We start from the raw sequence: 14,400 nt of genomic DNA, 5'->3' as shown, positions 1-14,400 counted from the left end.
CTACCACCGTCCTGGCATTCGAGCCGTCCACTCGGGCCTACGATCGTCACACGAAAGCACTGCCGGGGTGCCTCACAGCAGCGTAACTTAGCTCGCGAGACGCCCGCCGACAGCCGCCACCTCCCACTGGCAACGCCGCCGCCACCTGCCCGTGACCGAACCGCCGAGGGGTCCCGTTCCGTGAGTCTGCATGCCACCCTCCAGCCCTACGCCGACGCCTGGACCCACTCCATCGAAGCGATATCCGAGCTGCTCCAGCCGCTCCCGGAGGCCGAGTGGAACCGGCGGACGCCGTGCCCCGGGTGGTCGGTGCGGGACGTGGTCTCCCATGTCATCGGCCTGGACTGCGAGATGCTCGGCGACCCGCGGCCCATCCACAGCCTCCCGCGCGACCTCTTCCACGTCACCAACGAGCACCAGCGCTACATGGAGATGCAGGTCGACGTCCGCCGCCACCACACGGCACCGGAGATGACCTCCGAGCTGGAGTACGTGATCATCCGCCGCAACCGGCAGCTGCGCAACGAGTCGCGCGACCCGGGCACGAAGGTGCGGGGGCCGCTCGGCAGCGAGCTCGCCCTGGAGGAGTCGATGCGGCGGCACGCGTTCGACGTGTGGGTGCACGAGCAGGACCTGCGCACGGCCCTCGGCCGGCCCGGCAACCTCGACTCCCCCGGCGCTCTGGTCGCCCGTGACGTGCTGCTCGGGGAGCTCCCGCGCGTGGTGGCCGAGGACGCGCAGGCACCGCGCAGCTCGGCGATCGTCTTCGACGTGCACGGGCCCGTGGAGTTCCTGCGCACGATCCGCGTCGACATCCAGGGCCGCGGCACCCTGGAGACGGCACCGGCGCTCGGCCCCGCCGCCACCCTCACCCTCGACTGGGAGACGTACGTCCGCCTGGCCTGCGGCCGTGTGACACCGGAGTCGGTCTCCGACCGCCTGAAGACGGAGGGCGACCCGGACCTGACGGCGGCGATCCTGAACAACTTCACGGTGACGCGGTAGGGATGCCCCGGGCTGCGGGCACGCGCAGCCGCCCAGCTGCGGGCACGCGCAGCCGCCCAGCTGCGGGCATGCGTGCCGCTGGGGGCGGCACGGGTGGGCGCAGCGGCACCCCGCTACGCCGGGTTGCGCACCCACCCGGCCCCAGCACCAACGCCCAGGGCACGAAAACCCCATGCCGTCGTTCAACCCCGACGCATACCGTCCCTGGCCATGACCACACCACCCCACCGCACCCGCCTCACCTTCCACGGCCCCCTGTCCGAGACCCGCGCGGACGCCCTCGTCCGACGCCTCACCCGCCACCACCCCACCACCGTCCTGGACATCGGCTGCGGCCCGGGCGAACTGATGCTCCGCATCCTGGCCACCACGCCGGAGGCGACCGGCACCGGCATCGACCTGGACGCCGACGACCTGGCGCGAGGGAGAAAGGCCGCCGAGGACCGCGGACTGGCGTCCCGGGCCCACTTCCTGGAGGAGTCCGCCACCGGAACCACCCAAGGCCCCGCCGACCTCGTCCTGTGCGTGGGATCGAGCCAGGCCCTCGGCGACCGGCTCCCCGACGCGCTCAAGGAGCTGCGCCGCCTGGTCACCGGCCACGGCCGCGTCCTGCTCGGCGAGGGCTTCTGGCAGCGCACCCCCACCCCCGACGAGCTGTCCCGCATGTGGCCCGACGCCGCCGTGACGGACCACCCCGACCTCGCGGCGCTCATCAGCATGGCGATCGACGCGGGGTTCCGGCCGGAGTGGACGGAGACCGCGAGCCTCGACGAGTGGGAGGAGTTCGAGTCGGGGTACCTCGCGGACACCGAGGTGTGGCTCGCCGAGCACCCCCGTCACCCCCTGGCGGAAGAGACACGGCAGCACGTCGACCGGCACCGCGCCAGGTGGCTCACCTACCGCGGCATCCTCGGCCTCGCGTACCTCACCCTCGTACCCACCGCCTGACGGACGTCAGGCGGGCACGTGCACCGTCTCCACCCGGCTCGCCACCAGCCGCTCCCGCTCCCGCCGTTGCGCCCGCCTGCGCAGCCGCAGGATCTGGGAGACCCCGACCGCCTGGAGCACGAACACCACAGAGAAGGCCAGGGACCAGTCGTCACCGGTGGCGTCCAGGAGGACGCCGACAGCGAGCAGCGTGGTCATGGAGGCCACGAAGCCGCCCATGTTGGTGATGCCGGAGGCGGTGCCCTGCCGTTCGGGCGGGTTGGCCGGCCGGGCGAAGTCGAAGCCGATCATCGACGCCGGTCCGCACGCTCCGAGCACCGTGCACAGCACGATCAGCAGCCACATCGGGGCGTGGGGGCCGGGGTAGGCGAGGGTGGCCGCCCACAGGGCCGCCGTCGTGCCGACCGTGCCGAGCGCGAGCGGCAGCCGCGCCCCGTGGTGCCGGGCCACGATCTGGCCGTAGACCAGGCCGACCACCATGTTCGACAGGACGACGAGGGTGAGCAGTTCACCGGCGACCGCCCGGGACAGTCCCTGCGCCTCGACGAGGAACGGCAGACCCCACAGCAGCAGGAACACCATCGCCGGGAACTGCGTGGTGAAGTGCACCCAGAGGCCGAGCCGGGTCCCGGGCTCCCGCCAGGAGGCGGCGATCTGCCGCCGCACGTAGGCCGCGCCCTGGTGCGGAAGCGGCTCCGGCTCCCGGCCCTCCGGGTGGTCCTTGAGGAACAGCAGCACCAGGACGAGCACCACGGCCCCGGCGGCCGCGCTGCCCGCGAACGCCGCCGTCCAGCCGACGCCGTGCAGCAGCCGGGCCAGCACGAGCGTGGAGACGAGGTTCCCGGCCATGCCGACCAGTCCCGCGAACTGGGCGACCAGCGGCCCGCGCCGGGCCGGGAACCAGCGGCTGCCCAGACGCAGCACGCTGATGAAGGTCAGCGCGTCTCCGCAGCCGAGCAGCGCCCGGGAGGCGAGCGCCATGCCGTACGTGGGGGAGAAGGCGAAGCCCAGTTGCCCGGCGGTGAACAGCACCGCGCCGAGCGCCAGCACCTTCTTGGTGCCGAGCCGGTCGACCAGCAGGCCGACGGGGATCTGCATGCCCGCGTAGACGAGCAGCTGGAGGATGGAGAAGGTGGAGAGGGCCGAGGCGTTCACGTGGAAGCGGTCGGCGGCGTCGAGGCCGGCCACGCCCAGGGACGTGCGGAAGATGACCGCGACGAAGTAGACCGAGACGCCCGTGCCCCATACGGCCAGTGCCCTGCGGCCGCCCGGCGGCTCACCCGGTATCGCGGTGGCGCTCATCGGACCTCTCCCCGGGCCAGGTGCGAGAACCAGCCGATGTGCCGCCGGACGAGGCCGACGGCCGTCTCCGCGTCGTCGGAGCGCAGCGCGTCGAGGATCTCCTCGTGCTCGGCGAGGGTCTTGGCGAGGCGGTCGGGGTGGGAGTGCATGATGGCGACGCCCATCCGGAGCTGGCGGTCGCGCAGCTGGTCGTAGAGGCGGGAGAGGATCTCGTTGCCGCCGCTGCGGACGATCTCGGCGTGGAAGCAGCGGTCGGTGACGGCGGCGCCGGCGAAGTCCCCGGCGGCGGCCTGCTGCTTCTGCCGGGCCAGCAGCTCCTCCAGACGTTCGATGAGCCCGGCGGGCGCGGGCACGGCCTTGCGCGCCGCGTGCTCCTCGACGAGCAGCCGCGTCTCGACGACGTCGGCGATCTCCTGCGCGGAGACGGGCAGGACGAGGGCACCCTTCTTCGGGTAGAGCCGGATCAGCCCCTCGACCTCCAGCCGGAGCAGGGCCTCACGGACCGGCGTGCGGGAGACGCCCACGGCTTCGGCGAGCTCGCCCTCGGTCAGGAGAGTGCCCCCCTCGTAGCGGCGCTCCAGGACGCCCTGTTTGACATGGGCGTAGACGCGGTCGGCGGCGGGCGGTTGCTTCACGGCCAGGGTCATGCGGACAGCATAGATACAACACGTACGCATGGATGGATACGTCCAGTATGCGGACTTGAATGTCACACATCCGTGGCAAAGGGGGGATCCCCCTCGGCAACAGCACAACCACGTGTGCTAGTTACGAGTCAGACACGTGCGGCCCCTTTCCCCTCGTCCTCAACTCGGCCGCACCGTTGAGGCATTCGACGCAATCGGGGTACTTCACTTGATAACCCGCATTAAGGGCACCCGTCTCCGCAGAGCCGCGGCCGTCGCCGTCACCACCGGCGCCATGCTCGCGACCGGTGCCCTCACCGTCGCGCCGGCGCAGGCCGCCTCGGCGCCCTCCATCGCCGCCAAGGGCGGCTATGTGATGAACAACGCGACCGGCAAGTCCCTGTACACCAAGGCGGCCGACACGCGCCGCTCGACCGGCTCGACCACCAAGATCATGACCGCACTGGTGGTGCTGAAGCAGTCGAACCTGAACATGGACAGCAAGGTCACGATCCAGAAGGCGTACAGCGACTACATCGTCGACAACAACTACGCGTCCAACGCGAAGCTGATCGTCGGCGACAAGGTCACCGTCCGCCAGCTGCTGTACGGGCTGATGCTGCCGTCCGGCTGCGACGCGGCGTACGCGCTCGCCGACAAGTTCGGCTCGGGCTCGACGCGTTCGGCGCGCGTGAAGTCGTTCATCGGCAAGATGAACACCACCGCCAAGAACCTGGGTCTGCAGAACACCCACTTCGACTCGTTCGACGGCATCGGTCACGGCGCCAACTACTCCACGCCGCGCGACCTGACCAAGCTCGCCAGCGCGGCGATGAAGAACTCCACGTTCCGCACGGTCGTCAAGACCAAGAAGTACACGGCGAAGACGACCACCAAGACCGGCGGCACGCGGACGATGGCGCCGTGGGAGAACACCAACCCGCTGCTGAGCAGCTACAGCGGCGCGATCGGTGTGAAGACCGGTTCCGGCCCGGAGGCGAAGTACTGCCTGGTCTTCGCCGCCACCCGCAACGGCAAGACGGTCATCGGCACGGTCCTCGCCTCGACCGGCCTGGACGCGCGCAAGGCGGACGCGACGAAGCTGCTCAACTACGGCTTCACCAGGTAGGACGAACCAAGCAGGACGACGAAGGGGGCTCCACCGCGCACCGCGGCGGAGCCCCCTTCGTCATACGCCTGCCTTCGTCATACGGAGGTCATGCCGCGGTGCGCTGACGGCGCTCCAGCGCCCGGGCCGCCTTGCGCCGGCCGCCCGACAGCACGTTCACCGGGGCGCCCGCCCCGGCTCCCGGCTCCAGCTGCCAGCCGCGGATCCGCGCCGCGACCCGGACCAGCCGCTGGTCGTCCGGGCGTACGTCGACGCTGAACAGCGACTCGTCGGGCGTACGGTCGTCGCCGCCCCAGCGGACCACGCCGTCGAGCTCGGCGAGGATGTCGCGGATCACGACCTCCTGCTGCGGGAAGAAGCCGCCCCGGGCGCCGCGCGGATAGAAGCCGGGCCGGATCCGCACGGCCGTGCCGGACGCCAGATTGGACTCGGGCCGGCTCCTGGCGAGGCCGGCCGGGTCCTGCCATCCGACGACGTCGCCACGGCGCAGCGGGTCGACCTCGTAGTGGAACCGGCGCACCAGGTGGACGAGGACGGTCTCCACGTCACCCATGCGCACGGCGACGCCCGTGAGCGGGGTGCCGGGCACGGGACGGGTGTAGACGGTGCCGCCGTCGTCGGCGACGTTCTCCATCTGCCAGCCGTTGTGGGAGCGCGAGCCGGCCAGCACGCGCCGGGTCCGGTCCTGCGCGCTGCGCAGAGCGTCCCGCACACGGGCCGGGATCGGGTTGTTCGCGTCGGCGTACGCCTGGGACAGGAAATGGGACAGGGGCAGGGCGGCGACGCCCACGGCACCTCCGACGGCGGCGATACGGCCGAGCAGGGCACGGCGGGACAGGCTCCTGCGGTGGGCGGCGCCGGGCGTCGAGGGTCTGCGGGGGAGGCTGAGCTTCAAGGGAGTCTCTTCCTGAAGTTGTGTCGCGCACGCGCTCAGGCGTTGCGGAGGATGCTGTTGTACTTCTCGAAGATCTGGTACACGGCCAGGCTCTGGTGCGTCTGGGAGTCCACGTCGGGGTCCCAGGCCCGGTAGAGGCGCAGGAGTTCGGTGATCTCGAACTCGACGAGGTCGAGGCGCATGGACCGCGGGGTGGTGACGCGGTCGCCGGGGGGCAGTTGGCCGCCGGGCCTGCCCCGGGTGCCCCACAGGTGGATCAGCGCCGCGGTGCGCACACTGAACGCGTTGTCCTTGTTCAGCTGCTGCCACACGGTCCACAGGTCGGCGTCCTTGGCCGCGTCACGGTGGTCGCCGGCGACGAAGCCCCAGCCGATGCAGTGGTTCCAGGCCTGGATGGCGTCGGCCGCGCTGATCTCGCCGATGCCGGTGTGCGAGTCCCGCACGGAGCCGGAGCCCGTGAGGTGGTGGTCGGCGACCTGCTGGTCGGTGGCCTGATCGGCGAGGCCGTAGTCGCGCAGGGCCCAGTACACGACCGTCTGGATCAGCGCCTTGCGCATCGAGTACGTCCTCGACAACTCGGTGATCAGCCCGTCCTGCTCCTGGATCGCCGCGACGGCCTGCGCGTTGGTGTAGAGCCGCGCGCCGCCGCCGATGCCACCCGTGTCCGGGCGGCCGATCGACTGCATGTAGCGGGAGAGGTCGGCCCGCAGCGCCGGCACCTGACGCGCGTCGAAGGCGACGTCCGGGACGGCGGGCCGCGGCCGGTCGAACACCCCCTGCCCGGTGTCCCGCCCCGAGGCGATGTCGGCGTCGATCTCCAGCTGTCCGTCCCCGGAGCCGAGGGTGCGGACGACGAACTGGTCATAGGCCCAGTCCCCGGGCAGCGGGTGCCCGGCGTTGCCGTCGAAGCCCGCGGACATGCCGGCGACGAAGCTCGCGGTCGAGTAACCGGCCGCGCCGACCCGTGCGCACACGTTGCGGGAGCCGTAGACGCCGATCTCGTACGGGTGGCCGGAGTCTGCCATCGCCTCCTTGACGCCCTTGAAGTGGGGCAGGACGTTCGCGGTGATCTCGGCGTCGATCGCGTCGAAGTCGACGGCGAAGAAGATCCGCGTCCCCCGCCGGAAGCCGTGGTCGCGGGCGGCGTTGACCGCCGCGTACCCGGCGGTCCGCCCGGCGACGTAGTCGAAGTCCGAGGCGTCGCTGTTGACGGTCTGGTAGATCGGGAAGCAGCGCAGGCCCTGCTGGGCGAAGGTGTCCAGCTCACCCGGCTGGATGGCCTTCTCCGGCAGGGAGGTGGCACTCGGGTTGGTGAGGTAGCGGCCGACGTACGCGATCCCGGCCGCCTTGAGCGAGGCCGCCCGGGCCGGGGTGAGCCGGGCGGTGGTGTCGCAGGCCTTGGCGGGGCGGGACCGGTCGCCGAAGGACGCCAGCAGGGAGGCGAAGGTCGCGAAGTCGCCCTCGCCCGTGGCCGGGAGCGCCGCGAAGGTCTGGAAGGCCCGGACGGCGGCGGCGAGGGAGGAGTCGAAAGTGTCGGTGAGGGCGGCGGGGCGCCGGTTGAGGACCATTCCGGCGGAGAACAGCTGGACGAAGACGCCCTTGTCCCCCTGCTTCACCGCGTGCGACTTCAGGCCCGACTGGGTGCCGGGCCCGAAGTTGCCGTTGGCGGTGCCGTCCGCCATGCCCAGCTCGTACTGCACGCCGAAGAGCAGCGCCTTGGCGGTGTCCCGGGACACGAGCCCGTCACAGGCGATGACGAAGAAGTCCTGCCGGTTCACGTAGCGGCCGTTGAGCCACTGCTGGACGGCCCGCGCCTGACCGGTGCCCGAGGCGCCGGGGACGTACGAGTCCATCGTCAGCAGCGCCTTGAAGACCTTGGGCGTCAAGACGGCCCCGGGGTAGGCCTGTTCCACGCCCATGTCGGTCTTGAGCCGGGTGACGGCCTCCTGCACCCGGGTGCCGTACGTGCCGTCGAGGTCGCCGCCGTCGTAGCCCTTGCAGTACAGGCCGGCCTGGATGATGCGGCAGAAGTCGGGCGAGGGGACGGTGTCCGCGTCGAGCTTCGGGTACCTGGCGGTCAGGGTGCTGAGCGTGGTGGGGCCGAAGTTGTCGGAGAACGCCGTGATGCCCAGCTCGTACTGCAGGGCGCGGGTCAGGGCGTACAGGGTCGCCCAGTCGGCCTCGCCGGTCTCCCGCACGGTCGTGCCGGTACGGCTGCCGTAGACGGAGTTCACGAATCTCTGGGCCTTGAGCACCATCGCGTCGCGCATGGGGGGTTCACTCGCTTTCGAGGGAGTGACCGCGCCCGTCGCAGCCCGGAACCGGACTCCCCCGGGACGCCGGGCGAGTGGTCGATCTCGTGGTGAGCTTGATCGTATGTCCGGATAAACCGCTTACTGTGCGGTACTTGGGTGGGTTCCAGGAGATTGTTGTGATCCTCGGTGAACCGCTGGTACACCCCCCGTACAGACGCCGGCGGCCCCCCGCCCGCGAGGGACAGGGGGCCGCCGCAGTCGGCTCACGCCCAGGTGATCAGGCGCTTCGGCTGCTCCAGGATCGCCGCCACGTCGGCCAGGACCTTCGAGCCCAGTTCGCCGTCGACCAGACGGTGGTCGAAGGACAGGGCCAGCGTGGTGACCTGACGGGGCTTCACCTTGCCCTTGTGGACCCACGGCTGCGGCTTGATCGCGCCGACCGCGAGGATCGCGGACTCGCCCGGGTTGAGGATCGGCGTGCCCGTGTCGACGCCGAAGACGCCGACGTTGGTGATCGTCACCGTGCCGCCCTGCATCGCGGCCGGGGACGTCTTGCCGTCCCGGGCCGTCGCCACCAGCTCGCCCAGCGACTCGGCCAGCTGCGGCAGCGTCTTGGCGTGCGCGTCCTTGATGTTCGGCACGATCAGACCGCGCGGTGTCGCGGCCGCGATGCCCAGGTTCACGTAGTGCTTGACCACGATCTCCTGGGCGGCCTCGTCCCAGGACGCGTTGACGTCCGGGTGGCGCCGGATCGCGACGAGCAGCGCCTTGGCGATCAGCAGCAGCGGGTTCACGCGCAGGCCCGCGAACTCCTTGTCGGCCTTCAGCTCCTCGACCAGCTTCATCGTGCGCGTCACGTCGACCGTCACGAACTCCGTGACGTGCGGCGCGGTGAACGCCGAGCCGACCATCGCGGCCGCCGTCGCCTTGCGGACACCCTTGACCGGGATACGGGTCTCCCGCGTGGTGTCGTACGACGCCGGAGCCTGGACCGCGGCGGGGGCGGGCGCGACCTGCGGCTCGCTGGCCGCCGGTACGGCGGCGGCGACCGCCGCGTGCACGTCCTCGCGGGTGATGATGCCGTCCGGGCCGGTCGGGACAACGGTCGTCAGGTCGACGCCCAGGTCCTTGGCGAGCTTGCGGACGGGCGGCTTGGCCAGCGGGCGCTCCCCGCCCGCAGGGGCGGCCGCAGCTGCCGGGGCGGGCGCGGCCGGGGCAGGCGCGGCCGGGGCGGGCGGCGCGTGGCCGTTCAGCTCCGTCTGGATCGCCGTCGAGGCCTGCTGGACCGGGACCTCCGGGCCCTTGCGGGGGCGGCGGCGGGTGGAGGAGGTCGCCACCCCGTAGCCCACCAGGACCGGCTGGCGGCCCGAGCCCGCCGCCTTCGGCTCCTCGGCGGGCGCTGCTGCCGCGGGCTGCGCGGCTGCGGGCTGCGTGGCGGCGGGCGCGGGTGGGGCGCTGCCGCCTGCCACGTCCACCGCGATGATCGCCGTGCCCACGTCGACCGTGGTGCCCTCGGGGAAGTGCAGGTCCCGGACCACGCCGTCGTACGGGATGGGCAGCTCCACGGCCGCCTTCGCCGTCTCGACCTCGCAGACCACCTGGCCGTCGGTGACCGTGTCGCCGGGCTGGACGTACCACTTGAGGATCTCGGCCTCGGTGAGTCCCTCGCCCACGTCGGGCATCTTGAACTCGCGCACGGACGCTTCCGTCATCGTCGTCACGACCCTCTCCTCAGTACGCCAGCGAGCGGTCGACGGCGTCCAGTACCCGGTCCAGGTTCGGCAGGTACTCCTCCTCCAGGCGCGCCGGCGGGTACGGCGCGTGGTAGCCGCCGACCCGGAGCACCGGGGCCTCCAGGTGGTAGAAGCAGCGCTCCGTGATCCGGGCGGCGATCTCCGCGCCGGAGCCGAAGAACACCGGGGCCTCGTGCACGACGACCAGGCGGCGGGTCTTCTCCACCGACGCCTGGATCGAGTCGAAGTCGAGCGGGGAGACCGAGCGCAGGTCCAGGACCTCCAGGTTCTTGCCCTCCTCGGCGGCCGCGTCGGCGACCTCCTGGCAGAGCTTCACCATCGGCCCGTAGGCGGCCAGGGTGAGGTCGGTGCCCTCGCGGACGACCTGGGCCTTGTGCAGCGGGCCCGGGATCGCCTCCGTGTTGACCTCTCCCTTGTCCCAGTAGCGGCGCTTGGGCTCGAAGAAGATCACCGGGTCGTCGCTCTGGATGGCCTGCTGCATCATCCAGTACGCGTCCGACGCGTTCGACGGGCTGACGATCTTCAGGCCGGCCACGTGCGCGAAGAGCGCCTCGGGAGACTCGGAGTGGTGTTCCACCGCGCCGATGCCGCCGCCGTACGGGATGCGCACGACGACCGGGAGCTTGACCTTGCCCAGCGAGCGGGCGTGCATCTTCGCGAGCTGCGTGACGATCTGGTCGTACGCCGGGAAGACGAAGCCGTCGAACTGGATCTCCACCACCGGGCGGTAGCCGCGCAGGGCCAGGCCGATCGCCGTGCCGACGATGCCCGACTCGGCGAGCGGGGTGTCGATGACGCGGCTCTCGCCGAAGTCCTTCTGCAGGCCGTCCGTCACCCGGAAGACGCCGCCGAGCTTGCCGACGTCCTCGCCCATGATCAGGACCTTGGGGTCGGAGTCCAGGGCGCGGCGCAGCGACTCGTTGATCGCCTTGGCCAGTGCCATCTTGTCGGCCATCTCAGTTACCCCCCTCGTCGGCGAACGACGCCTGGTACGCGGCGAACTGGGCGCGCTCCTCGTCGACGAGCGCGTGTCCGTCCGCGTAGGCGTTCTCGAAGATCGCGAAGTGGTCCGGGTCCGGCATGGCACGGACCGCCTCGCGCACTCGTTTGCCCAACGCCTCGGACTCGGCCTCCAGTTCCGCGAAGAATCCCTCGTCCGCGTGGTTTGACGCCTCCAGATACCGGCGAAGGCGCAGGATCGGGTCCTTGGCCTCCCAGGCCTGACGCTCCTCGTCGCCCCGGTAGCGGGTCGGGTCGTCGGAGGTGGTGTGGGCGCCCATGCGGTAGGTGAACGCCTCGACGAGGGTCGGGCCCTCGCCGCTGCGGGCCCGCTCCAGGGCCCACCGGGTGACCGCGAGGACACCGAGCACGTCGTTGCCGTCCACCCGGACGCCCGGGAAGCCGAAGCCCTGGGCGCGCTGGTAGATCGGCACGCGGGACTGCTTCTCGGTGGGCTCGGAGATGGCCCACTGGTTGTTCTGGCAGAAGAACACGACCGGGGCGTTGTACACCGCGGAGAAGGTGAAGGACTCGGCCACGTCGCCCTGGCTGGAGGCGCCGTCGCCGAAGTAGGCGATCACCGCGCTGTCGGCACCGTCCTTGGCGACGCCCATCGCGTAGCCGGTGGCGTGCAGCGTCTGGGAGCCGATGACGATCGTGTACAGCTGGAAGTTGTTGCTGTTGGGATCCCAGCCGCCGTTGTTCACGCCGCGGAACATCCCGAGCAGGTTGGCCGGGTCGACGCCGCGGCACCAGGCCACACCGTGCTCGCGGTAGGTCGGGAAGACGTAGTCGTCCTCCCGGGTGGCCCGGCCGGACCCGATCTGGGCGGCCTCCTGGCCGAGCAGTGACGCCCACAGGCCCAGCTCGCCCTGGCGCTGCAGGGAGGTGGCCTCGGCGTCGAAGCGGCGGGTGAGCACCATGTCGCGGTAGAGGCCGCGGAGCTCTTCCGGAGTGATACCGGCGACGTACTTGTCGTACTCGGCGTTCTTGACGCGCTTGCCCTCGGGCGTCAGCAGCTGCACGAGCTGGTGCTCGGTGCTCTTGGCGTCCTTCTTGGCGGGCGTGCGGGTGGTGCGCTTGGTGCCGGTGGTGCCGGCCTTGCTTCCGGCGCTGCGTCGCGGTGTGCGAGCGGCAGTGCTCTCCACGGTCACGTGTGCTCCTCCGTCGGTCCGGCCCCCGGGGTTGCCGGTAGGCCAGTGCGGCTCACCTGTTCTCGACCCACGGGGCACGGGGTGGGTGCCGCTCGGCCGGGTACAGGCGTTGCAGGTGCCCCGGCGAGCGCCCTGCAGAAAGCACGTTACCCAGTGCGCCACATTTCTGTGAAACCCCACCTGACCTGCGATTTTGCTTGGATATCCAAGTAAATCGGGAAGGGTGTGGAAGGGGCCCTGGTCACAGCCTTGCAGGAGGCCGGAGCAACCGCACGTTAACCCGGTGACCCAGGTCACGGGAAGAGTCCTCTTTTCGGCGCGCCCAAAACGGCACGCGCGCGTGGGCCCCGTCCCCGGGCCCCACGCGCGCGTGGATCATGCTGCTGAGCAGCGGGATCAGCCTTCGCCGCCGCCCGCGCCGCCCACGATGCCCTCCGTGGTGCCGCCGCCGTCGACACCGCCGGTGTCGTCGGTCGGGGTGCCCGGGTCCGTGGGCTCCTCGTCCGTCGGTTCGCCGGTCGGCTCCGCGCTGGTCGGCTCGCCCGTCGGCTCGCCGGTGGGCGAGGCGGGAGCGCTCTGCGTCGGCGTGGGGGACGGCTTGTAGGTCGGCGTCCAGTTGCCGTTGCCCGAGCCGGTGCCCGTTCCGGTGTCCGTGTTCGAGTCGGTCGGCGCGCCGGTGTCGTCGTCGCTCGGGGTCGCGCTGGGCGTCTTCTTCTCTTTGGTCTGCGAGGTGGTCGGCTTCTGCTCCTTGCTCGGGGCGTCCTTGCCACCGCCGGTGTTCTGCAGCGCCAGGGCGACGCCCGCCGCGATGGCGATCACCGCGAGCACGGCGAGGATCCAGAGCTTGCCGCGGCCGCTGCCCTTGTTGCCGTGGCCCTCGAAGCCGCCGTCGTCCCCGCCGCCGTAGCCGCCGGGCAGGATCGGCGAGGGAATCTGCGAGGTCCCGGAGACGTCCCCGGGGTGCCCCATCACGGCCGTCGCTCCGGCGAAGCCGCCCGACGGGGTGTTCCGGCCCTCGTGCATGTCGACGGGGCCGGTGTTCCAGGTGCCGGTGTGGCCGCCCTGGTCGTAGAGCATCTGCAGCGCGTACTGGACCAGCCCGCGCATCTCCTCCGCCGTCTGGAAGCGGTCGTCGGGCTCCTTGGCGAGGGAGCGCATGACCATGCCGTCCAGCTCCGGCGGACAGGCGTCGGAGGCCTCGGACGGCGGCGTCGGGATGTCCTGGACGTGCTGGTAGACCACCGACAGCGGGGTCTCGCCGGTGAACGGCGGGCGCAGCGCGAGGAGCTCGTACAGCAGGCAGCCCGTCGCGTACAGGTCGGAGCGGTGGTCGACGGCCTTGCCGAGCGCCTGCTCGGGGGAGAGGTACTGCGGGGTGCCCATGACCATGCCGGTCTGCGTCATCGTCGTGGACGCGCCGTGCAGGGCGCGGGCGATGCCGAAGTCCATCACCTTCACGGCGCCGTTGTGCGTGATGATGACGTTGGCGGGCTTGATGTCGCGGTGCACGATGCCGTGCTGGTGCGAGTAGGCGAGCGCCTCCAGGACGCCCGAGACGATGATCAGCGCCTGCTCGGGGCCGGGCGCCTCCGCGTTCAGCAGCAGGTCGCGGATGGTGCGGCCTTCGACGATCTCCATGACGATGTACGGCACGGACTGGCCGCCGACGAAGTCCTCGCCGGAGTCGTACACGGCGACGATCGCGTGGTGGTTGAGGCCGGCCACCGACTGGGCCTCGCGCGTGAAGCGCGCCTTGGACACCGGGTCCTCGGCGAGGTCGGAGCGGAGCAGCTTGACCGCGACGGTGCGTCCGAGGCGGACGTCCTCGGCTGCGAACACTTCGGCCATGCCGCCCCGGCCGAGTCTGCGGGTCAGCCGGTACCGGCCGTCCCCGACCAGTCCGCCGTTCCCCCAGGACTCCGGCGCCTCCGACATGCCGCCGCCAGTGCCCTCGGGGTCGGACGGGCCCTGAGCGCGCTGCTGCTGTGCCATCAGTCCTCGCCGTCGTTTCTGCCCGCGGTGCGCGCGGTGTTGTTACGGTCTCCGTCGGCCACGCTACAGCCTCCGCGCAAGCCTCCGGCCCGAGAAGGGGCGCCGGGACCGGCACGAGACGGACCGGCCATGAAACCTTCACTCCTTACCGTCGTGCAAATTCCGTGTCCCGGCCGTACGCCCCCGGTAACGCTTCCGCGACGCTTCTTTCGCGTACGGTCACGGAACGGGCACCGAGCTTGACGTGTCAGTGCCCTGGGGCAGACTTGGCCGGGAATGGCGGTTGGATCAACGACGGATCTGCGGCGGTCCAGCGGAAGTCGGCGGCGCCTCAAGGGCTA

The 14,400-nt window shown here is 71.2% G+C and carries 11 protein-coding genes; 3 read left to right on the top strand and 8 right to left on the bottom strand.

The genetic code is table 11. The annotated features are described in order from the left end of the window. Positions 1 to 180 precede the first annotated feature (180 nt). Entirely contained in the window at positions 181 to 1,005 is an 825-nt protein-coding gene (locus tag ABT116_RS14480; protein ID WP_351632476.1) for a maleylpyruvate isomerase family mycothiol-dependent enzyme, read from the top strand. 210 nt (positions 1,006 to 1,215) lie between these two features. Next, positions 1,216 to 1,953, top strand: a complete 738-nt coding sequence (locus ABT116_RS14475; protein WP_351632473.1) for a methyltransferase domain-containing protein — start codon at positions 1,216 to 1,218, stop codon at positions 1,951 to 1,953. A gap of 6 nt (positions 1,954 to 1,959) precedes the next feature. Here ABT116_RS14475 and ABT116_RS14470 read toward each other — a convergent pair whose 3' ends face one another. Both ABT116_RS14470 and ABT116_RS14465 read right to left on the bottom strand, forming a co-directional pair. Further along, a complete protein-coding gene (locus ABT116_RS14470; RefSeq protein ID WP_351632471.1) occupies positions 1,960 to 3,255 on the bottom strand; it encodes an MFS transporter in 1,296 nt (431 codons plus the stop codon). Beyond that, positions 3,252 to 3,902, bottom strand: coding sequence for a GntR family transcriptional regulator (locus ABT116_RS14465; protein WP_351632468.1), 651 nt, complete (start codon positions 3,900 to 3,902; stop codon positions 3,252 to 3,254). The genes ABT116_RS14470 and ABT116_RS14465 overlap by 4 nt, the downstream gene beginning before the upstream one ends. 208 nt (positions 3,903 to 4,110) lie before the next feature. Here ABT116_RS14465 and ABT116_RS14460 point away from each other — a divergent pair, with 208 nt between their 5' ends. Then, a complete protein-coding gene (locus ABT116_RS14460; protein WP_351632466.1) occupies positions 4,111 to 5,010 on the top strand; it encodes a D-alanyl-D-alanine carboxypeptidase family protein in 900 nt (299 codons plus the stop codon). Between the two features lie 88 nt (positions 5,011 to 5,098). On the opposite strand, the gene ABT116_RS14455 is transcribed toward ABT116_RS14460, so the two are convergent. The 6 genes from ABT116_RS14455 to ABT116_RS14430 form a co-directional block, all read right to left on the bottom strand. Beyond that, a complete protein-coding gene (locus ABT116_RS14455; RefSeq protein WP_351632464.1) occupies positions 5,099 to 5,905 on the bottom strand; it encodes a twin-arginine translocation signal domain-containing protein in 807 nt (268 codons plus the stop codon). 35 nt (positions 5,906 to 5,940) lie between these two features. Then, positions 5,941 to 8,175, bottom strand: coding sequence for a glycoside hydrolase domain-containing protein (locus tag ABT116_RS14450; protein WP_351632461.1), 2,235 nt, complete (start codon positions 8,173 to 8,175; stop codon positions 5,941 to 5,943). A 248-nt stretch (positions 8,176 to 8,423) separates the two neighbouring features. Next, a complete protein-coding gene (locus tag ABT116_RS14445) occupies positions 8,424 to 9,881 on the bottom strand; it encodes a dihydrolipoamide acetyltransferase family protein (RefSeq protein WP_351632459.1) in 1,458 nt (485 codons plus the stop codon). A gap of 10 nt (positions 9,882 to 9,891) precedes the next feature. Then, positions 9,892 to 10,869, bottom strand: coding sequence for an alpha-ketoacid dehydrogenase subunit beta (locus tag ABT116_RS14440; RefSeq protein WP_107456429.1), 978 nt, complete (start codon positions 10,867 to 10,869; stop codon positions 9,892 to 9,894). 1 nt (position 10,870) lies between these two features. Then, positions 10,871 to 12,067: a pyruvate dehydrogenase (acetyl-transferring) E1 component subunit alpha gene (gene pdhA / locus ABT116_RS14435; RefSeq protein WP_351632455.1), complete on the bottom strand. Its 1,197-nt coding sequence runs from the start codon at positions 12,065 to 12,067 to the stop codon at positions 10,871 to 10,873. 396 nt (positions 12,068 to 12,463) lie between these two features. Next, a complete protein-coding gene (locus ABT116_RS14430; RefSeq protein WP_351632453.1) occupies positions 12,464 to 14,059 on the bottom strand; it encodes a protein kinase domain-containing protein in 1,596 nt (531 codons plus the stop codon). Positions 14,060 to 14,400 lie beyond the last annotated feature (341 nt).

Source organism: Streptomyces sp. NPDC002130 (genome assembly GCF_040296465.1).
Classification (GTDB): Bacteria; Actinomycetota; Actinomycetes; order Streptomycetales; family Streptomycetaceae; genus Streptomyces.
The sequence above is the reverse complement of the archived record's forward strand: the minus strand, read 5'-3'. Positions and strand labels throughout refer to the sequence as shown.

Excerpts from the sequence above, each read along its gene's own strand:
- ABT116_RS14470 (WP_351632471.1), bottom strand. The coding sequence starts at position 3,255 with ATGAGCGCCACCGCGATACCGGGTGAGCCGCCGGGCGGCCGCAGGGCA.
- ABT116_RS14475 (WP_351632473.1), top strand. The coding sequence starts at position 1,216 with ATGACCACACCACCCCACCGCACCCGCCTCACCTTCCACGGCCCCCTG.
- ABT116_RS14450 (WP_351632461.1), bottom strand. The coding sequence starts at position 8,175 with ATGCGCGACGCGATGGTGCTCAAGGCCCAGAGATTCGTGAACTCCGTC.
- ABT116_RS14440 (WP_107456429.1), bottom strand. The coding sequence starts at position 10,869 with ATGGCCGACAAGATGGCACTGGCCAAGGCGATCAACGAGTCGCTGCGC.
- ABT116_RS14465 (WP_351632468.1), bottom strand. The coding sequence starts at position 3,902 with ATGACCCTGGCCGTGAAGCAACCGCCCGCCGCCGACCGCGTCTACGCC.
- ABT116_RS14430 (WP_351632453.1), bottom strand. The coding sequence starts at position 14,059 with ATGGCACAGCAGCAGCGCGCTCAGGGCCCGTCCGACCCCGAGGGCACT.